This window comes from Erythrobacter sp. WG, from assembly GCF_026586795.1.
Lineage (GTDB): Bacteria > Pseudomonadota > Alphaproteobacteria > Sphingomonadales > Sphingomonadaceae > Erythrobacter.
The window spans coordinates 25,171-47,873 of the sequence record NZ_JAPFGY010000014.1; the positions used below are offsets into that span (position 1 = coordinate 25,171).

The window sequence follows — 22,703 nt, forward strand, 5'->3', positions numbered from 1 at the left end:
GCGGCATTATTGATTGGCGGTGGGCTTCAAGCTTGGGGGAACCTTGGTGTCCGGTCACCCGACCGCCGCCTCGCCGGCGCGCGTCGGGATCGCGACCGGCAAGGCAACTTCGGGGGATACACGGATGCTGCGCACCTCACTTTTCGTCACCAGCCTGATGGTCGGCACCTCCGCCTTCGCCCAGCAGGCGCCCGACCAGGCGCCGGAGGCCGACACGGCCAGTGCGCAGGGCAACGAGATCATCGTCACCGCCCAGAAGCGCGACCAGCGCCTGATCGACGTCCCGATCTCGATCATCGCCAAGAAAGGCGCCGAGCTTCAGAATGCCGGCCTCAACGACTTCAACGATATCGCAGCGCGCGTCCCCAACCTGTTCATCAACGACACGCCCGCCAACAAGCAGATCGTCATCCGCGGCATCGGCACCACCGGCAACAGCTTCTCCTTCGAGCAATCGGTCGCGCTTTTCGTCGACGGCATCTACGGCGGGCGCAACCGCCAGTACAACCAGCCCTTCCTCGATATCGAGCGGCTCGAGGTGCTGCGCGGGCCGCAGGGCGCGCTGTTCGGCCGCAACACCGGGGCAGGCGCGATCGCGATCACCACCGCGCGCCCCTCGCAGGAGGTGCTGGTCGATGCCTTCGCCGAATACGAGTTCCGCACCAACAGCGCCAATGCGACGGCGGTCGTCAACGGACCGATCACCGACACCCTGTCGATCCGCATCGCCGCCCGTTACGCCGAGGACAATGGCTGGCTGCGCAACACCAGGCTGAACCGGGTCGAGCCGCAGACCGACCAGTTCGTCGGGCGCGTGTCGCTGCTGTGGCAGCCGCGCGACAATGTCGATATCTTCGGCAAGCTTGAATATTCGCGGGTCGACCTTACCGGCTCGCCCTTCGAGTTTGTCGCCGGCGGCCAGCGTCCCGACTACCGCAAGGACACCGACGACGCCTTCATCCCCGAGGGCGACAACGCCGAGGCGCTGAACGGCGTCCTGCAAATCGACGTCGGGCTCGGCAATCACACGCTGACCGCGATCACCGGCTATTCGGGCTACGACTTCGCGCAGGCCTTCAACATTCAGGGGCGCACGCCGACCCGGCTGGTGTCGGACAATGCCGAGACGTTCAACCAGTGGTCGCAGGAGATCAGGCTGCTGTCGCCCACCACGGGCGCCTTCGACTACGTGGTCGGCGCCTATTTCGAATGGAGCGAATCTCTCGTCAGGCGCGGCCAGACGTTCGATCTACCCGCCCCGCGCGTGCCCGACCGGATCATCCGCCGCCGCTTCGACCAGGAAACCACCGTGCTGTCCGCCTTCGCGCAGGCCAATTGGCGCTTCGCGGAGCAGTTCTCGCTCGGCGCCGGGCTGCGCTGGACGCGGATCGACAAGACCGGCGAGGTCGAGGGGACCACCACCAACTTCCTCCCCGGACCGCCCACCACCCCCAACCAGGTGATTCCGCTCAACCTGCTGAGGGGCGAAATCGACGAGAGCACCTTCGCGCCCTCGGCAGTGCTCAACTGGACGCCGAGCCGCGACGTGACCGCCTATGTCCGCTATGCGCGCGGCGAGAAAGGCGGGGCCTTCTCCGAATTCCAGAACGTGACGCCGCGCACCTTCTTCCTGCGGCCGGAAACCTCGGACCTGTTCGAAGTCGGCCTCAAGACGCAGTTCCCCGAGATCAGGGGCTTCTTCAACGTCATCGCCTACACCACCGATTACAAGGACCTGCAACGCTCCGCGCTCGACATCAACACCGCCGAGTTCATCACCTCCAATGCCGCGGGCGCCCGCACGCGGGGGGTCGAGATCGAAGGCGGCTTCTCTCCCGCCGAGGGCCTCACCCTGTCGGCAGCGGTCGCCTATCTCGATGCGAAGTACACCAGCTTCCGCAACGGGCCCTGCGCGGCCAGCAATCCGGCCTTCAACGCGCCCGGCTGCGTCGAGGATCGCAGCGGCTCGCGGCTCGAGAACGCGCCCGAGTGGAGCGGCAACATCGCCGTCGATTTCGACCGGCCGGTGACCGAGCGGCTGCGGGCCTTCGCCAATGCCACGCTGAACTTCCAGTCGGACGTCAACTACCGCGAGTTCGCCAATCCGCTCGAGGTGCAGCCGGCCTTCTCCAAGACCGACATCCGCGCCGGCCTCGGCAGCGTGGGACGGGGATGGGAGGTGGCGCTGCTGGTGCGCAATCTCTTCGAGGAACGCACCTCCGCGCTGATCTTCCCGACCTTCCCGGTGGGCCTCGGACCCAACGACCGCGTCCACGTCCCCGATCCGCTGCGCAGCTTCACCCTTCAGGCAAGGGTTGCCTTCTAGGCGCTGCGCAGCCGCGCCGTATGCGCGGCGGGCCTTTCGTCCGACGCCCGATAAGGGCTCTTGAAGTTGACCCTGCGTCAACCGCTACACCGGGGGCATGAATGATTCGTTCCCCATCGATGAAGTCGTCCGCCGGACGGGCCTGACCTCGCGCGCCTTGCGGTTCTACGAGGCGCGCGGGCTCATCACGCCGCTGCGCACAGGGGCGGGGCGGCGCTGGTTCGGGCCCGAGGAGCTCGAACGGATCCAGCGCATCGTCGCCCTGAAGAAGGCAGGGCTGAGCCTCGGCGACATCAAGCGCCTTTTCGATCGCAAGCCGATCGACCTGGCCGCCCTGCTGGGTGCGCAGCGCAGGCGCCTCGCCGAACAGGCCGAGGAGATCGCCGATGCCATCGGCCTCATCGATACCGCATTGTCCCGCATCGGCCGAGGCGAGCCGCTCGATGCCGCGACGCTCTGCTCGCTCATTCGTGACGGAGAGAAACTCATGACCGACCAGACCAGGGCCTGGCAGGAGGTGGCGGACCAATACTACACCCCCGAAGAGCAGGCCGAATGGCGCGAGCGCATGGCCGATGCGCCCGAGTTCAGCCAGGAGGCCTATCTGGAACATTGGCGCGAACTCAGCGCCCGGATCGAGGCGGCGCTGCCCCTCGAGCCGGACAGCGAGGCCGCGCTCGGCTTCGTGCGTGAGTGGTTCGCGCTGCTCGAACCCTTCAGCCGCAACGCCACCCCCGCGATGTGGGAAGGCACCGGCCGGATGTATGCGGACATGGCCCGCTGGGAAGGCAAGGTCGATCCGGGTTTCAGCAGCCGGGTGTGGGAGTTCATCACGGCCGCGACCCGGGCCGCGATGGTGCGGGGCGAGGACATCGGGCCCTTGCCGGCATGGTTTGCGGGCCCCGCCAGGCAGGAGGGCTGAGCGATGCGCAAGGCATGGAAACGGGCCGCCATTGCACTTGGCCTCGGCGCGGCTCTGCTGACCGCCGGCGGGGCGTGGCTTGCCGCGCAGCCCTGGGGGCCGCCCATCGAACTCGTCGACCCCGGCGCGGGCGGCACCGCGATCCGCCTGCCGGAACTGGTCGGCAATTTCTACCCCGGCTCGGGCGAGGGCAGGCGTCCTGCCATCCTGCTGCTCGGCGGTTCGGAAGGCGGCCTCGGCGCTGCGGTCGACGGGCAGGCGCGCCTGCTGGCGAGGGAGGGCTTCACGGTGCTGGCGCTGGCCTATTACCGCCTGCCCGGCCAGCCGCAGCGCTTCGAGCTGGTCCCGCTGGAAACCTTCACCCGCGCGCTCGACTGGCTGAAGACCCGGGACGAGGTCGATCCGGCGCGGCTCGCGATCATGGGCACCTCCAAAGGGGCCGAGGCTGCACTCCTGGTGGCGAGCCGCCGGGGCGATCTGCGCGCCATCGTCGCCGCCGTGCCCTCGCAGGTGGCCTGGCAGGGCTTCGACTGGAGCTTTGCCCCCGTCAACGCTTCGAGCTGGAGCGAGAGCGGCAAGCCCGTTCCCTACCTGCCGATCAGGACAGTGGAATGGAACGGCGACATCTACGGCCCGTCGCTGGCCGAGGCGGCACAGCACCCCGAGGCAGCCATACCGGTCGAACGGATCGCCGCCCCGGTGCTGCTGCTGTGCGGCGAGGACGACAAGCTGTGGCCCTCCTGCCCCATGGCACGCGCGATCAAGGCGCGCCGGGACGAGGCTGCGAGCCAACTGGCGACGACCTTGCTCGCTTATCCCGATGCCGGTCATTTCGGGGTGGGGCCGCAACTGCCCGCCGGTCAGGACGTGCCGACGATGATCACGATGTTCGGCGGCACCAAGGAAGGCAACGTCGCAGCCCGCGCCGATGGCTGGCCGCGCACCATCGCCTTCCTGAAACAGGCGCTGGCCCCTCGCACGATCAAGGAGAAGCGGTGATGACGATCAACCCATGGGCAATGCTGCTGGGCGCCATCGCGCTCGAGGTGGCCTCGACCAGCCTGCTCAATGCCTCGCAGGGCATGACCCGCTGGGGTTATGGCGTGGCGGCGATGGCGGGGTACGGTATGTGCTTCTGGCTGCTAGCCTTCGCCATGACCCGCATTCCGATGGGGGTCGCCTATGCAGTCTGGTCGGGGGTCGGGATCGTTGCCATCGCGGCGATCGGCTGGATCGTGTTTCGCCAAAGCCTGACCTTGGCGCAGGCCGGTTTCATGGCACTCATCCTGATTGGCGCCATCGGCCTCAATTTGACAGTCCGCGTGGCGGCCTGAGGCTCCATCCGTGAAAGGCCTTGGGCGCTTTGGGAGAAAAGTGGTCGGGGAGACAGGATTCGAACCTGCGACATCTTGCTCCCAAAGCAAGCGCGCTACCGGACTGCGCCACTCCCCGGACCGAGGGCCGCCTTAGGTTTGCAGCCGTGGCGGCGCAAGCCCCGAAACTGCCTGCTGCTGCGGCGCGCCGTCAGATATCCGGCATCGCCGCGATGACCCGGTCGGGCGTCATGGGGTAGGCGAAGACCCGTGCGCCGCAGGCGTCGTAGATCGCATTGGCGATCGCGCCTGCTCCGCCGCACAGGCCGAGCTCGCCCACGCCCTTGGCCTGGATCGGGCTGGCCGCCGCGTCGCGCTCTTCCAGCAGCAGCACTTCGAGAGCAGGGACGTCGCGGTGGACCGGCACGTGGTATTCGGCAAGATCGCAATTGGCGAGATGGCCGTCGACGGGATCGAACATCAGGCTTTCGGTGAGCGCATTGCCGATGCACCAGGTCATGCCGCCGAGGCACTGCGAGCGGGCGGTGCGTGCGCTCAGCACTCGGCCGATGCCGAAGGCTCCGGTCATGCGCCGCACGCGGGTCTCGCCGGTCCAGCGATTGACCGCGACCTCGGCGAAGAAGGCGCCGAAGCTCGAGACGGTGGCGTCCTCGATGGACGAGCCGGGCTCGAAGTGCCCGATGCAATCGAGCGGCTCGCCCCCGAGGATGTCGGCAAGCGCCGTCTCCCCGCCGTCCCAGCGCGCTAAGCCGTCCTTGAGGGTGAGGTCGTCCGTGCCGATGTCGAGCCGCCGGGCGATATCCTTGCGCAGGCCCTCGCAGGCGAGGAACACCGCCGATCCGCACGACGGTGCGCCCCAGCTTCCCCCCGAGCCCGAGCCCGGCGGGAAGTCGGTGTCGCCGAGGCGCACATCGATGTCGTCTGGCATCAGCCCCAGCATCTCGCCCGCAATCTGGCCGAGGATCGTGTAGGTGCCGGTGCCGATGTCGGTCATGTCAGTCTCGACCAGCGCGGTGCGGTCGGGGCGCAGGGTGACGCGGGCCTTGGCCTCGACGACGGCGTGGACCCGCGCGGCGCTCGCCACGCCCGTGCCGATCCACCATTCGCCTTCGCGGGTGTGGCGGGGCGCGCGCGGGCGCGGCTCCCAGCCGAACGCCTTGGCGCCTTCCTCCAGGCACTCGGCGAGCTTGCGCGAGCTGAAAGGGGTGCCCTTGGCGGGATGCGCGTCGGGGAGGTTGCGCAGGCGCAGCGCGATGGGGTCCATGCCGAGCTTTTCGGCAAGGATGTCCATCGCCTGCTCGACGGTCTGGACCCCCACTGCCTCGCCCGGCGCGCGCACCGATCCGGCGGTCATGCGGTGGATGCGCGCGAGGTCCAGCTTCAGAAGGCGATTGTCGCCGCCGTAGAGGAACTGGCTCGATTGCAGCACCGGCTCGGCGAAGTCCTCGCCGGGGAGGTTGGAGACCAGCGCCTCGTGGCCGAAGCCGGTGAGCCTACCCTCTGCATCCGCGGCGAGGCGGATGCGCTGGCGGGTTTCGGAGCGGCGCATGATCGTCTGGAAGACCTGCTGGCGGCTCATCACCACCCGCACCGGACGCCCCAGCTGCATGGCGGCAAGCGAGGCGGCGACCACCTCCTGGCTGATCCCCAGCTTCGAGCCGAACCCGCCGCCGACATAGGGCGAGACGAGGCGCACCTGCTCCTCCTCGAGCTTCAGCGAATCCGCCAGTTCCGCGCGGTTGTACTTGAGCATCTGGAGCGAGGCGTGGACTGTGAGCGTCCTGCCGTCCCACTGCGCGAGCGCCGCGTGCGGCTCCATCGCGGCGGAGGCATGGCCTTCGGTGGTGATGGTGACGTCCACCGTGTGCGCGGCCTCGGCCATCGCGTGGGCGAGATCGCCCTTGCGGGTGCTCTCGTCCTTCTCGGTCTCGGCGGCTTCGGGATCGAGCGGGGCGTCCCCGGTGCCGTGCCAGTCGAGAGCGAGGCGCTTGGCCGCGTCGCGCGCCTGTTCGAAGGTCTCGGCCACCACCAGCGCGACCGGCTGGCCCCAGTAGCAGACCTCGCGCGCGGGCTGGAACGGGGCCTCGCCCGCCGTGCCCTGCGCCGGGCGGCCGGTCATGCGTTTGTCGGAGATCACCGCGCGGACGCCGGGCATTCCCAGCACCGAAGCCTCGTTGATCGACGCGATCTCGCCGCGCACCACGGGCGCGGTGACGAGCACGCCCTCGAGCATCCCGTCCGCCCGGTATTCGGCAGCGTAGATGGCGGTGCCGGTGACCTTTATCAGCCCCTCGGGCCGGGGCAGGTCGGCGCCGATGACGCCCTGCGCCATGGTGTCGAGCACATTGCGCGTGTCGGGCTTGTCCTGCTTCAGATGCACGCTCATGGCTCCACTCCGGTCGCTTCGCAAAGCACCGCGGCGAGCGTCCGGCGCGCCAGCGGGATCTTGAAATCGTTCTCGCCGTAGCCGCGCGCGTCCTCGAGCAGCAGGTCGGCGGCCTTGTCGAACAGTGCGAGCGAGGGTTCGCTCCCGACCAGCAGCTCGGCAAGGCGCGGATCGTGCCACGGCTTGTGCGCAAGGCCCCCGAAAGCGAGGTCGGCGCGGGTGAAGCGGTTCTCCTCGATGCCGATCACCGCTGCGACGGAGACCAGCGCGAAGGCATAGGAGGAGCGCTCGCGCACCTTGCGGTAGAGCTGGATGCCGCCGACGGGCGCGGGGAGGGTGACAGCGGTGATGACCTCGCCAGCGTCGAGCACGTTGTCGCGCCACGGTGTGTCGCCCGGCAGGCGGTGGAAGTCGCGCAACCGCACCGAGCGGCTGCGGCGCTCGCCGCTGATCTCCACGCGCGCATCGAGCGCCGCGAGCGCCACCGCCATGTCGCCGGGATAGGTCGCGATGCACTGGTCGCTCGTGCCGAGCACCGCGTGAAGGCGCGCGATACCCTTGATCGCGCCGCAGCCCGAGCCCGGCTCGCGCTTGTTGCAGGGCTGGTCGATGTTGGTGAAGTTGTAGCAGCGGGTGCGCTGGCACAGGTTGCCCGCGGTGGTCGCCTTGTTGCGCAGCTGCTGGGTTGCGCCGGCCAGGATCGCGCGGGCGAGCACCGGGTAGTCGCGCCGCACCCGCGGATCGACGGCGGTGGCGGTGTTGGTGGCCAGCGCGCCGATCCTGAGGCCATCTCCCTCCTCGGCAATGGTGCCGAGCGACAGGCGGCCGATGTCCACCAATGTTTGCGGCGTCTCCACCTGAAGCTTCATCAGGTCGATGAGATTGGTGCCCCCGGCGAGCAGGCGGGTGCCGTCCTCCCCCACGAGTTGCGCCGCGTGTTCGAACCGCTCGGCCCGCTGATAGTCGAACGGCCTCATGCCTCCGCTCCCGCCACGTCGCGGATCGCCGCGACGATGTTGGGATAGGCCCCGCAGCGGCACAGGTTGCCGCTCATCCGCTCGCGGATCTCCGCGTCGGTGAGAGCGGGGGCGGCATCGAGGTCCTCGGTCGCGTCGCTCGGCCAGCCGGCGGCGATCTCCTGGAGCATCGCGGTCGCCGAGCAGATCTGCCCCGGCGTGCAATAGCCGCACTGGAAGCCGTCATGCGCGACGAAGGCCGCCTGCATCGCCCCCGGCGCGGCGAGGGTGCCGAGACCCTCGATGGTGGTCACCTCGTCGCCCTCGTGGGTCACCGCTAGCGACAGGCAGGAATTGATCCGCACCCCGCCCACCAGCACCGTGCAAGCCCCGCACTGGCCATGGTCGCAGCCCTTCTTGGTGCCCGTCAGCCCAGCCTCGCGGCGGAGAAAATCGAGCAGGCTCGTCCGCGGGTCGGCGGGCAGCGGGTAGTCCTGTCCGTTGATCGAAATGGCCATCGTGTCTCGTCCTCGTGCAGGAAGCGTGCGCTGCCGGGACGCTGACGAGCATCTTCTTCTTCAGCCCTAACATCGATCACGTTCTGGCGGAGCGCAAGGCGGTTTTGCGCCGCTCGGCGCCAGCTGGCGGCCGGGAGGCACATCGTGCCGCCCGCCGCGCTCGCCCGCCCTCCGGTGGGCCCGGCAGGAAAACCTCCCGGCCACACGGGTGCCTTGGAAAATCAACGTGTTAGGCCGAACTGCGTTGCCCTAAGTGTCACATCCTTGTGTCACGTGCAAGCCCTCTTCCTGAGAGCAGGTAATCACTCGCTAGTATGACCCGTTGTGCCGGTATTCGCCAAAGTGCGGGCGCTCGTCCAAGAGGAACAACTGGTAGCTTGGCGGTCGGTGCAACCGGTTGCATGGGATTTTCGCATGAGCAGCTTTCCAGCTCTCTCCGTTCCGTTTGACGATAACGCTACCTATCGGTTTCAGGCGCTAACTTGTTCCGGTTCTCGCCCTCGCTGCTGGCACCTGCATCGCAAAGAGACCGAGTGGCTTTAGGCGCCGGTGGCGGAGACGGAGGGATACTGGCCCTCAATGAAGAGATTGAACAAAATCATATACTTATTTTTCAAGCTGATGCCGAGTTTGTAGCATCGTTTGTAGCAGAAGATTTTGCGCGTCATGGTGGGTAAACGGCGATCTTCGACCCAGACCCAGTCGTTCCTGATCAGAGCAGTGAACGTCTGTTTCCGCCGAAAGCCGCCTTGCGGCTTTCGGGCTTCACCCTCGGCCCCGCTGATGACTGCAACTGGGTGGGAAGGCGAATGGCCGCTTTGAGGTGACAGAACACGATAGCTGACGTTGATCGGAGCCAAGTAATGCGTCGCCTCCCGACCCGGTCGTTCGGTGCAACAAGGGTGGACGTCCGCTTCTGAAAAAATCCGCCGATCGGATACCCCGTAGCTGCTTGTCAGCATTGCTCTCTCATCCCACGCTATAGGAGCTATCTACGCGTTCCCGAAACTTGAGGTAACGGTCAAAGCAACACGATTTGCCGCTGCCCCCCGGTAATTGGTTAGCTTAATCGGATCGGCCAAAAGCATAGGACGTAAAACCGTGCCTAGCATTGTAGATCGAGCTTCAGTATTGGAAGCCAGTGCCAAATTCTATGGGAAGGATTTATGATGAAACTTGTCTCGCTCATGGTCCTGTTCATGTTTGGTGCTGCCCCGGTTTTGGCTGAGGACGCGGCTGGGAAGCCGTCGACCGATCCCAACCCCCACGTGCGGATCGAAGGCGACACCTTGATCTACATCGGCGGGATCAACGCAAATGGGTTGCAGGCGCTGAGTGATGCGGTCCGCACATTGCCGCGCGGGCAAGTCACCAAGATGCTTGTCAACTCCGGGGGCGGTGACACAAAGGCTGGCATCTTCATCGGTTCGATCATTGCCGACCTGAAGCCCCACCTGACCATCGAGACAGGCTGTTTTTCATCCTGCGCGAACTTCATCGCGCCGGCCGCTGCCAGCATCACCATTCGCCAGGACGCCTTTCTGGGATGGCATGGCAATGATCGGGGCTTTGCCATTGTCGCAGCCGAAAAGGGTGTGACTTTGCGTGACCACCTGCGCGAGATGGTCTCCCCGCAAGCCAGGGATGCCGTTGGCCCGGACGGCAAGGCTGCCGACATCGAGGCCTTTCTCGATGAGGCCGTGCCCGCAACCGAAGCGCTGATTGCAGAGGAGGCTGCGCTCTACGAGCGGATCGGGCTGGCGAGCGACACCTTCGCGGTTTGCGGCGTAGGCCCCCGCTTTGACGGTCGATTGACCGGGGACCAGCTTGGCTGGGGTTTCTCGCTTGAAGACATGGCGCAGCTCGGCTTGCCGCCGGTGCAATACGAAGGTGCCGGACGCTACGAGGACAGCGCGGCTTTCAAGCGCTGGCTGATCTTGTTGACCCCCGAGGATTGCCAAGGTTGAACAGGCCGCATTGTGGTTCTGTTCCCCCTGATCAGCGGTGCATCGCGGCGCGACTCGACCGCGATTTGCGCAGATTATTGGGTGTATCCCCAAAGCATTTCTTTACCCAGCGGCCGAAGGTGGAAACGTCGCCGAAGCCCAATCTTTGCGCCGCTTCAGCCAGCGAAATCGACGGATCGGCAATAACAGCGATAGCCCTTGCCTTGCGCTCGTCTTCGACCAGTCTGTGAAAGCTCATGTCGTTCCGGGCCAACTGGCGTACCACCGAGCGAATGGAGATACCCAGATGCGCCGCTACCTGCTTGATACGTGGCACGCGCTGTTCGTTCTGGAGCATGTCGACGATAAAACCTCGCACTTTGTGAATTATTTCCGGATCGCCTGTGTCGTATTCAATCTCCAGCATCTTTGCCTGAGCCATCGACCACATCAGCGGGTCATGGTACGGATTGGCCACTAGGCTCCAATGCTTCGGCCATCGCAGAGTTTCCATCTCCTTGGCTGGTTCGATCCGGCACCGGAATCGCGCAAGCAGCGACTGTGCCTTGGGAACATCGTGCAACTGTGTCGCCAGCGCCATCTCGGCCGGGTTCCCGGCCTCGATGCTTTCGACCGCGCGGTAGACCAGTGCGATCGCGCCGATGGCGACAAACCGGAAAAGCGGCCCCATCGACCAGGCTGGCTCGAAAGTGATCTGCGAGGTCTCTTCCTCTTCGTGGTAGTGGACGATCAGGAAAGGATTTTGCGCCACCATTGCCCGCACCAGCACTTGCATCACAAGGCCCAGATTGGGCGCATGGAGCAGCGCCAGCACCCAAGTGGTGCCTAACACCGGGCGCTGCGAAAACAGCAAGCGTTCAACCAGCGCGAAGCTATCATCGCGGTCGATCACATTTCCGACGAAAATGAGGGCATCGGCCAGAGAAATTTTCGCAGGCAGTGAGCCCGTTTCGGTTAGTGACGTCCCCTCGAATAGCTCGTCGGGCCAGCCGAGCCATTGCCCGAAGTGCATCAAGGGTGCCGCCAGGACGAGCTTCGCGGCCTTGTCGCCAAGCTTGCTTATGGCAAACTCAGCGTCGGCTCGCCCAGTCCGGTCCATGCCGAATGTCTTCTCGGAAGGAGGTTGGAATAACCTCCGGTCCCCTTGGTCAAGCATAACGATGATCACCCCAGTGCCCTGCCGAGGCGGCCGGACCGCAAGAAACCACAAGGATACATGCACCGACGTCGCTTGCACAGTGATCGGATTGGCGCGATTTGCCAAAAGCTTGGCAGCGAATGACGATAGCCACTCCTAAGGCTCTGGCGCAAAGTGCAGGTAAGAGGGAGCGGGGGCCCCTGTTTGTCGGCAGGGCCGACTGGCGATGGCCTTTTTCTCCGCTTGCGATCGGGGGATCAGGCTATGGGTACAATGATAAGAATTCTGGCTGCGGCAGCGGTGGCGGCTCTGGTCGCTGGCTGCAACGGTGCGGCGACCGGCGCGCCAGATGCGACTGCAACTGATGGCGCAAGTGCCTTTACTTGGCCCGCCAGCCTGACCGTGGTCGGCGATGGTTTCCCCACTGCGGGCGCTTCATGCCGCCGGATCGGCGAGTCCGCAGCTACGATTGACATGCTCGATGACAGCGCGGCTTTGGTCGGCTGCCCTTCGCGCGAGGATGCGGACAAACTGGGCGGCCGATTCCTCGGCACGGTCGACGGGGTGTTTCTGGTTTCGGTTCCTAGTAATCCCGCAGCCGCTCCTGCCGACGGCGATGCGCTGGTCGCGGGCACCGGTTACAATGCGACCGCGCAGATTTCCTGCTCCGGTTACAAGGGCGCGGCGGCTGGCATGTGCGATGCGGGCGTGATCCGCAGCGGCGAGACCGGGGGGATTACCGTCGAGGTGAAACTCGCCGACGGGACCCAACGCGTCATCTTCTTCAATCCCGATGGCAGTTTCCTGTCATTCTCGACCGCCGAGGCCGATGGCACCGCTGCGATGGCGATCAGTTCACAAAAGAAGGGCGACATCACCACCGCCAAGATCGGCACGGAGACTTACGAAATACCCGATGCTTTCGTGATGGGCGGATGAGCGGGGCGGGGATGCGCAGCTCATGGACACGCGGATAGATCCCAATGGATTTCATGAGGCTCTTCAAGTCGCTCGAGGAGTTGCTTTACGAGGTGATCGTCATGCTGGTCTTCTTCCCGAAGACCTTGTGGCTCACCTTGCGCTATCCTCAGCGGATGATGGACTATGCCGATACCGAACTCGGCGATGTCCTGTCAGAGCAGTACAACGACACGCTCAGCCCGCCGCTGTTCCTGATGCTCTGCGTGACGCTGAGCTATCTGGCGGAACGGGCGGTGCCGGGTTCGCTCGACACTTCGGTCTTGCCGTCGTTCCTGCGCGATTCGCAGAATTTGCTGGCCTTCCGGGTGCTGATCTTCAGCCTGTTCCCGCTGGCTTTCTCGCTGCGACTGCTGCGCGGGCTCAGCCAGCCGCTCGACCGCGACACGCTGCGCGCCCCGTTCTTCTCTCAGTGCTTTGTCGCCGCGCCGGTGTCGATGATCGTCGGGTTGGCGCAGGCGCTGCGCCATCTGCCGCTCGCCTATGCCGACCTGATCTCGAGCGTGCTGCTGCTATCGGGGATCGGATGGTATCTGCGCCAGCAGGCGTGGTGGCTGCGCACCAAGCTGGGCCTGCCGATGTGGCGGTGCTGGGCCGCGACGCTGGCGATGACGCTGGTCACCGCCATCGTATTCGTTGTGATCGCGCTGGCGATCATCGCAGTGAACCCGTGAGCCCTGTTGCTGGTCCGCAGCGAAAGGCCGCGCGGCAACTGGCGCGCCGAACCGCCAGCATTGTCCACGCGCATCGCAAGGTTGTCACCCGCAGACAATCACCGGGGAATTCGAGGAGGAAGACAACATGAAGCCAACTGCAACACGGATGACCGCCCTGCTGGCGGCCAGCGCGATGATGGTTCAGGCCGTGCCAGCGATGGCAAACACACCCGGTTCGGTGCGCGATCTGGTCGGCACCAAGGCCGCCGGCGGCGAGAACGAGCTGGAAGATCGCGGTTACCACTACGTCACCGGCTCCACCAAGAACAACCGCAAGTTCAACTACTACTGGAACGGGCGTAGCAAGGAATGCTTGCGTGTGGTGACCTATGATGGTCGCTTCGAGACGATCACCACCACCAGCGCTTCGGACTGCAACCAGAAGGGCGGCAGCGGCGACAAGACTGCGGCGATCGCGATCGGCGCAGCGGCGATCCTCGGCATTGCTGCACTCGCCAGCAAGTCGCACCACCGCGACGACAAATATCAGGACGAGCGCAGCACGGCAGAATTCGAGCGCGGCTACCGCGACGGTCTCTATAACCACGCCTATCACAATTACAGCCGCACCGACGCCTACAGCCACGGCTTCGAGGAGGGCGTTCGCGAGCGCGGCCATGAATCGAGCTATCGGCCGGGCAACCATGGCAGCCACGGCGGGTACGCGGGCTACGTGAACGTCAACGATGTATATGGGCGCGAGCGTCAGTCGGCGATCAGTGAACTCATCCAGCGCGGCTTCAACGTGCGGGATAACAAGAAGACCGACGACGGCCGTTACATCACCATGTGGCGTGCGGAATCGAACCAGTGCGTGATCCTGCATTCGCAGAATGGTTCGGTCGTATCGGTCGAGAGCGTCTCGGCCCGCACCTGCAGCTACTAAGCGCATCTGTCCGGCTCCCGGGCGCAATGCCCCGGGGGCCGGACCTTATCATCGGGGGGAGTCTGACAGGATGATCATGCGTATAGGCCCGATGGCGGCGGCAGGATTGGCCGCGCTGCTCACCCTTCCTGCCCCGCTTGTGGCGCAGAGCGAGGTCGGCAGCGGCCCGTGGACGATTGCCAACGGCAACCCCGATATCGAGCTTCACGTTCCGCGCGAGATCGCGCAGACCTATGATCGCGGCACTCGCAGCAAGGACGGCGCGCCCGGGCCGAACTACTGGCAGAACCATGCGCGCCATACGATGAAGCTCACCATCTCCCCGCCCGACCGGCGCATCGTCGGCGAGCAGGAGGTCGTCTACACCAACAACAGCCCCGATGCGCTGCCGATGCTCGTGTTCCGGCTCTACCTCAATTCGCACCAGCCCGAGGCGATGCGCGAGCGTCCCTATCCGGCCGGCTTTCTCAGCAGCGGCGTCAGCGTCGAGGACTTCGCGATCAACGGCAAACCAGCGCTGTGGAACGATCCCAAGAGCCCGGTGGCAGCCTTTAACACGCCCGGCAGCACCACTCATATCGTGATGCTTGAACAGCCGTTGGCGCCGGGCGCGAGCGTCACTATCACGATGCGCTGGTCTTATGACATCACCGCCGATCACGGCTGGAAAGAAGGCGCGATCGACGAGAGCACCTATTTCCTCGCCTATTTCTTCCCGCGCCTGAGCAACTATTCCGATCACAGCGGCTGGGATCTCGCTCCCTTCACCACGGGGCGCGAATTCAACAATGATTTTGCCGATTTCGACGTGTCGGTGGATGCGCCGCGCGACTTTGTGGTGTGGGCGACCGGCGAACTGGGCAATCCTGACGCGGTGTTGCAACCCGCCATCGCCGCCAGGCTCAAGGCCAGCCGCACCAGCGATGAGGTGGTGACGCTGGCCGAGCCAGAAGACATGGCGGCCGGACGCATCACCGCCCGCGCAGAGCGGCTGCAATGGCGCTGGCAGGCCAAAAGCGTCCCGGATTTCGCCATCGCCATATCGAACCACTATCGCTGGCAGGCGTCGAGCGTGGTTGTCGATCCGGCTACCGGGCGGCGCACCGCGGTCGAGGCGGCCTATGCGCCCTCGGCGACCGATTTCACCAACAGCGTCGAGGAAGCGCGCGAGACGCTGGCCTTCGGTTCGACCGAATGGCCCGGCGTGCCCTATCCCTATCCCAAGACCACCATCGTCCTCGGCAGCGCGGACGAGGAATATCCGATGATGGTCAATGACAGTTCCAACCTCGGCAGCACGCCGCCCGCAGGCGTTTCGGTCGACCAGTTCACCGCCTTTGTTGGCGCGCACGAGATCCTGCATTCGTGGTTCCCGTTCTTCATGGGTATCAACGAAAAGCGCTATCCCTTCATGGACGAAGGCTGGACCACCACCTTCGAATATCTGCGCAACCGCAAGGTTCTGGGAGGCGAGACGGCCGACGCGCTGTACAAGGATTTCCGCGTGACCCGGCCGGGCTGGCCTGCGCCGACTTCGGGCAACGAAATCCCGATCATCACCCCGCATGATTCACTTTACGGGATGAGCCCGGTGTTCGGGTTCAACCAGTATGGCAAGGCCTCGCTCGGTTTCCTCGCGCTCAAGGATTTGATGGGCGACGACGCCTTCAAGAAGGGCCTGCACCTGTTCATGACCCGCTGGGCCGGCAAGCGCCCGCTGCCGTGGGACATGTTCGCCAGCTTCAACGCGGCCACGGAGCGCGACCATGACTGGTTCTTCGCCAACTGGTTTTTTGGCTACAATTACATGGATATCGCCATTGCAGGGGTGACGAGCGGGGCCGATGACCACACCGTCACCGTGCGCAACCCCGGCGGCATGGCGCTGCCGTTCGATGTCGTGCTAGCCTATGCCGACGGCTCGACCGAGCGGGTGCATCGCACCCCCTACGTCTGGCGCGACACCCCGCGCGAAGCCGAAGTGCAGGTGGCCGGCGGCAAGGCGCTGCAAAGCGTGACCCTCGACACCGGCCTGTTCGTCGATTTCGTCCCGGCCGACAACACATGGAAGGCGGCGCAATGAAACCTAATTGGACAAGGCGCGCCCTGCTTTCGCTGCTCGGCACGCTGATGATGTGCCTTGCAGCGACCGCGCAACCGGCGCTGGCCAAGGCTCTGCCGGACTACAAGGCCGAGGCGGCGATGATGCCCATCGGCACCGATCCCGAACGGCCCGAGGCCGAGATCTTCCACATCGCCTACACGCTCAAGGGTGCCGATCCGTCCACGCGGCCCGTCACCTTCGTCTTCAACGGCGGGCCGGGCGGGGCAAGCATCTATCTCCACCTCTCCGCCATCGGCCCGATGACCGTGGCGACGGCGGGCGACGGGAGCTTCCCATCCTCGCCCGCGCGCCTCACCGCCAATCCGGACAGCTGGATCCACTTCACCGACCTAGTGTTCATCGATCCGGTCGGCACCGGCTACAGCCGCACCCTGCCCGGCCCCGACGGCGCGCTGCGCGATCCCAAGCCCTATTACTCGGTTGGGGGTGATCTTGATTCCATCGCGCTGTTCATCCGCCAGTGGCTGACGAAGCACCAGCGGTGGGGCTCGCCCAAGGCGATTGCAGGCGAGAGCTATGGCGGCCAGCGGGTCGCTGCGCTGACCCGGCTGCTGGCCGAACAATATGCGATCAACCTGAACCGCGCGATCCTGATCTCGCCCGCGCTCAATGTCGAACTCACCGACACGCGCTATTCGGTGATCCAGCCGATGACGCTGCTCCCGACGCAGGCCGCGATTGCGTCTTTCCACGGGCTGAACACCATCGGCAGCGGTCCGGAGGCGATGAAGCGGATCGAGGATTATGCCATCGGCGAATATTCGCAGGGGCTTGAGACACTCGGCCGCATGACCCCGGAGCAGCAGCAGGCCTTCTACGCCAAGGTTGCCGGCACCATCGGGATCGAGCCCGGCGTGGTCGCCCGCCATCGCGGCAAGCTGTCGCAAAGCGTCTTCGCCGTCAGCCTTCTCGCATCAAGGGGCAAGGTGCTCGACACCTATGACGGAACCCAGGCGAGCGACAATCCGACCCCGGAAAGCGAGGAACTGGGAGTGATGGACCGATCGCTCACCATCCTCAGCGGCGCGCTGCTGCCGCCCTTCATGGACTATGTCGCCAAGGACTTGGGCTATGTCACCGAGCGGCCCTACATCCCGCTGAGCTTCGAGGTTAACATGGCGTGGGACCGCGTGTCCCCGCTCGGCAGCCCCGACGATCTTGCAGTGGCGCTGGCGCAGAACCACGATCTGAAGGTGCTCGTGTTGCACGGCTATCACGACCTCGTGACCAACTATTTCCTCACCCGCTACGTGCTCGAACAATCCGTGCTCGGGCCGGATGCGCGCAAGCGATTGTTCTTCGGCAATTATGACGGCGGGCACATGTTCTACCTGCGCAGCGCCAGCCGCGCGGAGTTCACGAAGGACGTGCGCGGGTTCTTCGAGGGGAGCGAGAACGTGCTGACCTCATCGGCAGCGTCGGGGAATTGAAGGCAATCTGCCTGGGGCAGAAGGGGGATTGATGAACGAAGCGACAGTCACGGCACCGCGGTTGATAGTGGAACGCAAGGCCGCGGATTTTCCGTTCTATGCGGACCGGCCGCCCACCATTTCGGGAGCCGGCTGGCTCATGATCATGGCGGCCACGGTCATCGGATTTGCCGCGCTCGGCACTCCGATGCCGTTCGAGGACAATATCCTGACCGGCTGGATCAGGGGCGCGATCTTCGTCGGCCTGCCACTGCTGGCGTTGGCGCTTGCGGCACCCGGGCGCTGGCAGGCGATTTTCCGGCGCGTGGGCTTTGGCGACGTGCTGCTGATGTTCGGCATTGCCATCTTCAACATCATCGTGACCTTGGCAGTGGGCGCCCTGCTCAAGACCTATGGCACTGTTTCCGCCAATGCCGGGGTTGCCGACGCAGCCAGCCTTGAAGGCGTGCGGCTGGTGAGCTTCTTCGCCAAGGTCGGCCTGCAGATGCTCGGCGAGGAGCTGATCACGATCCTGCCATTTCTGGCCCTGCTGACGTGGCTGCACAGCAAGGCAGGCATGGGCCGCAATGGTGCGGTGCTGGCAGCCTGGCTGCTTTCGGCGATCATCTTCGGCCTGCTGCATCTGCCGACCTATAATTGGAACATCGCGCAGTGTGTGTTGGTGATCGGCAGCGCCCGGCTGGTGCTGACCCTGGCCTATGTCTGGACCAAGAACATCTGGGTCAGCACCGGAGCGCATGTCATCAACGACTGGACGCTGATTGCATCGACCGTTTTTCTGGCGCCGCTGGCTGCGGCGGCCTGACCTTTTTCAACCAGGAGGAAACCAAGCCTATGAATACTTACCATGTGATGGGAGCGAGCATCGGCCTCGCGCTGGCCGCGGTCGGCGCCACCGCGGCGGGCGCACAGCGTTATGACGATCACGAATATGGCAACGATCACAACAGCCTGACGCTGGTCTGCTGGGGCGAAGGGCGCCGGCCCAGCACCAATGTCGCAGGCGGCTATGCGTGGGACAGCAACCGCCACAAATTCGTGCCGCATACCTATCTCAACAACACCACCCAGGAGTTCGATTCCGAAGTCCAGGTCGAACTGCATGACGACTGGGGCCGTATCCATCTGACCGGCAAGCTGGTTCCTGCGATCCACAGCGGCGGCAACAACGGCTGGTGGGAGCTTGAAAATGTCCACGTCGGTCCGGACACCATCACCGCGCGCTACCGCCTTAACGGGCTCAACAAGCCTCGCATCGAGATCGACCGGCGTTCCGGCCGCATCAAGATCATGGGAGCGACGACGTTCCGCGGAGAATGCGAGCAAGGAAACTGGGGCGAACGAGGCAACCGCTTCTGATGAGCCAGTTGGGCTGCGCGGGACAGGAGAGGCACAGCTCCCGCGCAGCTTGTCCGACTTGGCTGAAGCTCGGTGATATCGAAGATGGACCGTCAATTTGCCCGATGAACCCTAGCATTTGCAATGCTGAGTTTTTTCCTAAGTGCCTTCGCCTTAAAGCAGCGCGACGATATCAGCTTAAGCCATCGTCAATCCCGGAATCTGCCATCCAACAAGCGGCGCAATCGCTCCCGCAGCTCGCGTCAAGCGGGTCGATCGCCGTGTGTTGGGTCGTGGCATCGAACCTGCCGATTTGCCCATCGCGCTCGAATGGCGGCTACGTAACAATTTTAGCTGTTCCGGGGCCCATGAACACTTGGCAGCTTTCAGGAAGTCGCAGGTCGCAACCAAAGGTCTGATATGGGGTCGATTTCTGAATGTCGGCTGCTGGCGAGAAACGCGCAGAAGCTGACTGGCAGGTTCCGTCACCATAAGCCGAACAGCAGGAAGCTGCCTTCGTGGAGAAAAATCTGCCGTTCGGCAATCGACCCCAATCCGGCCATTGCGGACTGGAATGCCTGCAATGGTTATGTAATCTGATACCTCGTCAGGAAGGGAAGCGAAGAACGCCCCACCAATTCGAACGTCAGATTCCGCGGCATCGGTCGCGTGCTTGCCGATGCCATCAGACCGTTTCCTGCCATTTGCGTTCGGCCTTGCGCCCGGTCAGTCCTGCGGCATCATAAGCAGCGTCGAACTCGTCCGACACCCAAATTCCGCTGCTCAAATGCTTGTCTACCCACAGATGCGCGCCCCCGATCTGCAAGCGGTTGAAGACCAGCCGTGTAGGCTGGGTGGTGTCGTATCCAGCGGGAATTTCGTCAGGCCGATCGCGCAACCAGTCTTGAATTGGCCGCCAAAGCCTTCCACGCAGAAGCAAAAACCCCTGCACGCGCTCGCGATCGATCGTATCGAGGCGGTTGCAGACATTTAGGAACCAGCGGTCTTCCAAGAGATCTCCGTCGATGTCGTAAAAGGTGACCGGGAAAAACTGATGCACCCCCGGCTCAAGTTGCTCGATCAAGTCCTTGGCTCGCGCGGACAGGCTGGTCATCGGCCCACCATTGAAGTCGGCCATGGGCTGCTTCTTGCGGTCTTTCCAGCGAACACGCTTCGGCAAGTGAGTGGGATCCATAGCCCGACCGCTTTTCATCACGGGCGGTTTGCCCCCTTGATCGGGCGTATCGTCGATCAGCCGCACCTGTGTCATGTCGCCATCGAGCACATCGTATTCGACAGAGTAACCTTGGGTTGGCTTTACGTTCAGACCATACACCATCACGCCGTCCTTTGCGCATAGCCGCGCATTCTAGAGTCTGGTTCGTTTGAAGGTAAAGCATTCGATTGCGTATGGTTCTGTTCTATCTGGCCTGTCGAAAGCCGCCATTCACCTAACCACCCAGATTCGGCCATAAGCCGGGCCCGCGCGCGATACCAAAAGCGGCGTGGCGGCTTTGCCCCGGTCCCGAAAAATTGCTGCCCTTCAGCAGCCGACCCCGTTTGCGACGTTATCGCCGCTCATGGGGAGCAATGTGGCTCAGCCCTCCACGATCCGGCATTTTGCAAGACGAAGGTCGACGTTGATCCCGGTATCCAGCAGAGCCGCGACCAGCTCCTCGCTCATGAACAATCGGCTGCGGATCTTTTGCTCGATCCACACAGCTCCCCCCGCCCGCGCAGCCGCGGAAAGAGCGATGTCACCATCGGCGATCTTGAACGGGACTTCGTAGATTTCCTGTCCAGTCTCGGGCACCTTCAGGCGCAACTGCACGTTGCGGCTCCGCTCAGGCAGGAACGTGTCCTTCGGTCCGCCGTAGTTGATGTAGAAATAGGGGTCCGGCCACGGCGTCTCCAGATCGGCCTTGAACAGCGGCACAGGCACCAGCTCGCCCTCGCCGAGATCAAACTGGCGCAGAACGTCCGCGACCTTCCCGTTGACCGTCAGGAACGGCCCCGCCCACAGAAAGTCGCCGGTCTTTGCAAAGGCTTCCTCTTCCCAAACGGCCACCGCTTCTGGGAACTGGTCGCGTGAAAGTTTGAACCCGCGTGCTGAGAGCTGATACGGCTCTTGCGCAGATGTTGGCGTGGGCGGAATTTCCCATGCAGCGGGCTCCCAAGGCTCGCAAAAAAACTTTGTCCTCAGCCCCTGCCGCTCGCCGATTGCGTGATTCTGGAAAATGCCGCTGATGTAAGCCCCGCCTGCCAATGCGCATCCCCTCTCAGTCTTACGCGTTCTTATCGTTGCTGGCTGGAGGTGGTGCAACCTGTCGTTTGCGATCCCCCCAGGAAGAAGGGGGGCAAAAGCCGCCCTTCCGGAATCCACCCATCAGCGGCCATGAGCAAGGTCGAGGGGCTATCCCGAAAGCTGCATGGCGGCTCTCGGCGGAACGAGACATTCAACTCGGCGGCCGGGAGTGACCGGGTCTGGATCGGCAGCCGACACTTCTCAACTCGGGCCAGTAACAGCGGCTATGCCCCGGTTCTGAAAAATGCGGCCTTTCAGCAAGCGACCCCAATCCTGCCATCGTGGTGTTATCGGGTTACCTTTTTCCGGAATGGGTCAGAACCGCGCCGAAATGCCTGCATAGACCTGCAAGTCCGGCGTCGCCTGATTGAGGCCGAAGTTACCCCCGATGTCGATTTGCAGGTTGTTCTTCAACAGATGGCTCATTGCCGCATCGGCAGAATACTGCTGCACCGTCCCTGACGGATCCCAGTTCTGCGCAGTCCACAGCTCGGCTGCGATGGTCGTGCGGGAGCCGAACGTATAGGCGAGGTTGACCAGACCTTGAAACTCGAGGTGGCGATCCTCGGGCTCCAGACTGTCGGCGAGCAACGCGAATTGCGGCACCAAAGTCAGTGTCGCAGCCCCGACGGGAACCTGCACAGATGTCATGAGGCCGCCCTCCCATTCGCCATTGCCGATCCCGCGCTCGGCGGTCGGCACCTTGACGAAGGGGACAATCGCAATCTGCACGCGGTCGCCGGGATCGGTCAGGCGCTGTTTGAAGCGCACAGTCAGATCACCCACGCCGCGCTGTGTAATGGTCTGCCCGGCAATGCGGCTGCGCACTTCGACCTGCGGGGCGAAGTTGAACTGGATGTCGCTGCTGTCCGTCAGCCCGAATTTCACGGTCGGGTTGGTGTAGAGCAGAACATCGCTGCGCTGCCCTCCCGTATCGGACCGCGTCCAGAAAATCGCATCGCTTTCCACCTGGATCATCCCCTTGGGGACGGTGCAGGTCGCGGTGCCCTTGGTGGGGCGATCCGTGCAGATCGGCGCAGGTTCCTCAATCGGGCCGGCGGGGGCATCTTGTGCGGACAGAGGTGCAGCGGCAAACGTCAGAGCGCAGGCCGCAGCGGCAGGGGAAAACCGGAAACGCATTGTGGAAGCTCCTCATTGCGGCCCGTGCGCCGCTCGATGGCCGCGCTTTTCGTTCCGAGGCGCCTTAAATCGCCATGCGGAATGCCGCGGCAATGCGTGAAATTTGCGTGAAACCTCGCTTCATCACCCATCCGGCGAGGCTCGATTTCACGCAGATTTAATGCGCGAGAGCCCTTTCCCCCGGCGAGATTTCACGCTGCCTTGCGCCATCAGCCCTTTTGCGAATGCGAAAGGAGCC

The 22,703-nt window shown here is 64.2% G+C and carries 20 protein-coding genes and 1 tRNA gene; 12 read left to right on the forward strand and 9 right to left on the reverse strand.

Annotation, left to right across the window (positions count from 1 at the left end; translation table 11 throughout):
• Nucleotides 1-124: 124 nt before the first annotated feature.
• The 4 genes from OPU67_RS08850 (at nucleotide 125) to OPU67_RS08865 (ending at nucleotide 4,582) form a co-directional block, all read left to right on the forward strand.
• Nucleotides 125-2,326: a TonB-dependent receptor gene (locus OPU67_RS08850; protein ID WP_267619172.1), complete on the forward strand. Its 2,202-nt coding sequence runs from the start codon at nucleotides 125-127 to the stop codon at nucleotides 2,324-2,326.
• A 97-nt stretch (nucleotides 2,327-2,423) separates the two neighbouring features.
• A complete protein-coding gene (locus OPU67_RS08855; RefSeq protein ID WP_267619173.1) occupies nucleotides 2,424-3,248 on the forward strand; it encodes a MerR family transcriptional regulator in 825 nt (274 codons plus the stop codon).
• Between the two features lie 3 nt (nucleotides 3,249-3,251).
• A complete protein-coding gene (locus tag OPU67_RS08860; protein ID WP_267619174.1) occupies nucleotides 3,252-4,247 on the forward strand; it encodes an acyl-CoA thioester hydrolase/BAAT C-terminal domain-containing protein in 996 nt (331 codons plus the stop codon).
• Nucleotides 4,247-4,582 carry a DMT family transporter gene (locus tag OPU67_RS08865; protein ID WP_267619227.1) on the forward strand — a complete coding sequence of 112 codons (336 nt, stop codon included), beginning with the start codon at nucleotides 4,247-4,249 and terminating at the stop codon, nucleotides 4,580-4,582. The genes OPU67_RS08860 and OPU67_RS08865 overlap by 1 nt, the downstream gene beginning before the upstream one ends.
• A 41-nt stretch (nucleotides 4,583-4,623) precedes the next feature.
• On the opposite strand, the gene OPU67_RS08870 is transcribed toward OPU67_RS08865, so the two are convergent.
• The 5 genes from OPU67_RS08870 to OPU67_RS08890 form a co-directional block, all read right to left on the reverse strand.
• Nucleotides 4,624-4,700, reverse strand: a tRNA-Pro gene (locus OPU67_RS08870).
• Between the two features lie 72 nt (nucleotides 4,701-4,772).
• Nucleotides 4,773-6,968: a xanthine dehydrogenase family protein molybdopterin-binding subunit gene (locus OPU67_RS08875; protein WP_267619175.1), complete on the reverse strand. Its 2,196-nt coding sequence runs from the start codon at nucleotides 6,966-6,968 to the stop codon at nucleotides 4,773-4,775.
• Nucleotides 6,965-7,945 carry an FAD binding domain-containing protein gene (locus OPU67_RS08880; protein ID WP_267619176.1) on the reverse strand — a complete coding sequence of 327 codons (981 nt, stop codon included), beginning with the start codon at nucleotides 7,943-7,945 and terminating at the stop codon, nucleotides 6,965-6,967. Before OPU67_RS08880 ends, OPU67_RS08875 begins: the two co-directional genes overlap by 4 nt.
• Nucleotides 7,942-8,442, reverse strand: coding sequence for a 2Fe-2S iron-sulfur cluster-binding protein (locus tag OPU67_RS08885; RefSeq protein ID WP_267619177.1), 501 nt, complete (start codon nucleotides 8,440-8,442; stop codon nucleotides 7,942-7,944). Before OPU67_RS08885 ends, OPU67_RS08880 begins: the two co-directional genes overlap by 4 nt.
• Before the next feature lie 539 nt (nucleotides 8,443-8,981).
• Nucleotides 8,982-9,302 (reverse strand): hypothetical protein, encoded by a 321-nt coding sequence (locus OPU67_RS08890; protein ID WP_267619178.1) that lies wholly within the window; start codon nucleotides 9,300-9,302, stop codon nucleotides 8,982-8,984.
• Nucleotides 9,303-9,608: 306 nt separating this feature from the next.
• Between OPU67_RS08890 and OPU67_RS08895 the strand changes: the two genes are divergently transcribed.
• Nucleotides 9,609-10,409: a hypothetical protein gene (locus OPU67_RS08895; protein WP_267619179.1), complete on the forward strand. Its 801-nt coding sequence runs from the start codon at nucleotides 9,609-9,611 to the stop codon at nucleotides 10,407-10,409.
• Nucleotides 10,410-10,440: 31 nt separating this feature from the next.
• On the opposite strand, the gene OPU67_RS08900 is transcribed toward OPU67_RS08895, so the two are convergent.
• Nucleotides 10,441-11,577 (reverse strand): helix-turn-helix transcriptional regulator, encoded by a 1,137-nt coding sequence (locus OPU67_RS08900; RefSeq protein ID WP_267619180.1) that lies wholly within the window; start codon nucleotides 11,575-11,577, stop codon nucleotides 10,441-10,443.
• 234 nt (nucleotides 11,578-11,811) lie between these two features.
• On the opposite strand from OPU67_RS08900, the gene OPU67_RS08905 reads away from it, so the two are divergent.
• From OPU67_RS08905 to OPU67_RS08935, 7 genes are all read left to right on the forward strand, one after another.
• Nucleotides 11,812-12,486, forward strand: coding sequence for a hypothetical protein (locus OPU67_RS08905; protein ID WP_267619181.1), 675 nt, complete (start codon nucleotides 11,812-11,814; stop codon nucleotides 12,484-12,486).
• Nucleotides 12,487-12,530: 44 nt separating this feature from the next.
• Nucleotides 12,531-13,199 carry a hypothetical protein gene (locus OPU67_RS08910; RefSeq protein ID WP_267619182.1) on the forward strand — a complete coding sequence of 223 codons (669 nt, stop codon included), beginning with the start codon at nucleotides 12,531-12,533 and terminating at the stop codon, nucleotides 13,197-13,199.
• 199 nt (nucleotides 13,200-13,398) lie between these two features.
• Entirely contained in the window at nucleotides 13,399-14,127 is a 729-nt protein-coding gene (locus OPU67_RS08915; RefSeq protein WP_267619183.1) for a hypothetical protein, read from the forward strand.
• Nucleotides 14,128-14,197: 70 nt separating this feature from the next.
• Entirely contained in the window at nucleotides 14,198-16,210 is a 2,013-nt protein-coding gene (locus OPU67_RS08920; protein ID WP_267619184.1) for a M1 family metallopeptidase, read from the forward strand.
• Complete coding sequence (locus tag OPU67_RS08925; RefSeq protein WP_267619185.1) at nucleotides 16,207-17,682, forward strand: S10 family peptidase; 1,476 nt, start codon at nucleotides 16,207-16,209, stop codon at nucleotides 17,680-17,682. Before OPU67_RS08920 ends, OPU67_RS08925 begins: the two co-directional genes overlap by 4 nt.
• Before the next feature lie 31 nt (nucleotides 17,683-17,713).
• The gene (locus OPU67_RS08930; protein ID WP_267619186.1) at nucleotides 17,714-18,487 is read left to right on the forward strand and encodes a CPBP family intramembrane glutamic endopeptidase; all 774 of its coding nucleotides are present in this window, start codon (nucleotides 17,714-17,716) and stop codon (nucleotides 18,485-18,487) included.
• A 29-nt stretch (nucleotides 18,488-18,516) separates the two neighbouring features.
• A complete protein-coding gene (locus OPU67_RS08935) occupies nucleotides 18,517-19,041 on the forward strand; it encodes a hypothetical protein (protein WP_267619187.1) in 525 nt (174 codons plus the stop codon).
• 664 nt (nucleotides 19,042-19,705) lie between these two features.
• Here OPU67_RS08935 and OPU67_RS08940 read toward each other — a convergent pair.
• From OPU67_RS08940 to OPU67_RS08950, 3 genes are all read right to left on the reverse strand, one after another.
• Nucleotides 19,706-20,359 carry an imm11 family protein gene (locus OPU67_RS08940; protein ID WP_267619188.1) on the reverse strand — a complete coding sequence of 218 codons (654 nt, stop codon included), beginning with the start codon at nucleotides 20,357-20,359 and terminating at the stop codon, nucleotides 19,706-19,708.
• A 258-nt stretch (nucleotides 20,360-20,617) separates the two neighbouring features.
• Nucleotides 20,618-21,286, reverse strand: a complete 669-nt coding sequence (locus tag OPU67_RS08945; RefSeq protein ID WP_267619189.1) for a hypothetical protein — start codon at nucleotides 21,284-21,286, stop codon at nucleotides 20,618-20,620.
• 354 nt (nucleotides 21,287-21,640) lie between these two features.
• Nucleotides 21,641-22,465: a transporter gene (locus OPU67_RS08950; RefSeq protein WP_267619190.1), complete on the reverse strand. Its 825-nt coding sequence runs from the start codon at nucleotides 22,463-22,465 to the stop codon at nucleotides 21,641-21,643.
• Nucleotides 22,466-22,703: the final 238 nt, after the last annotated feature.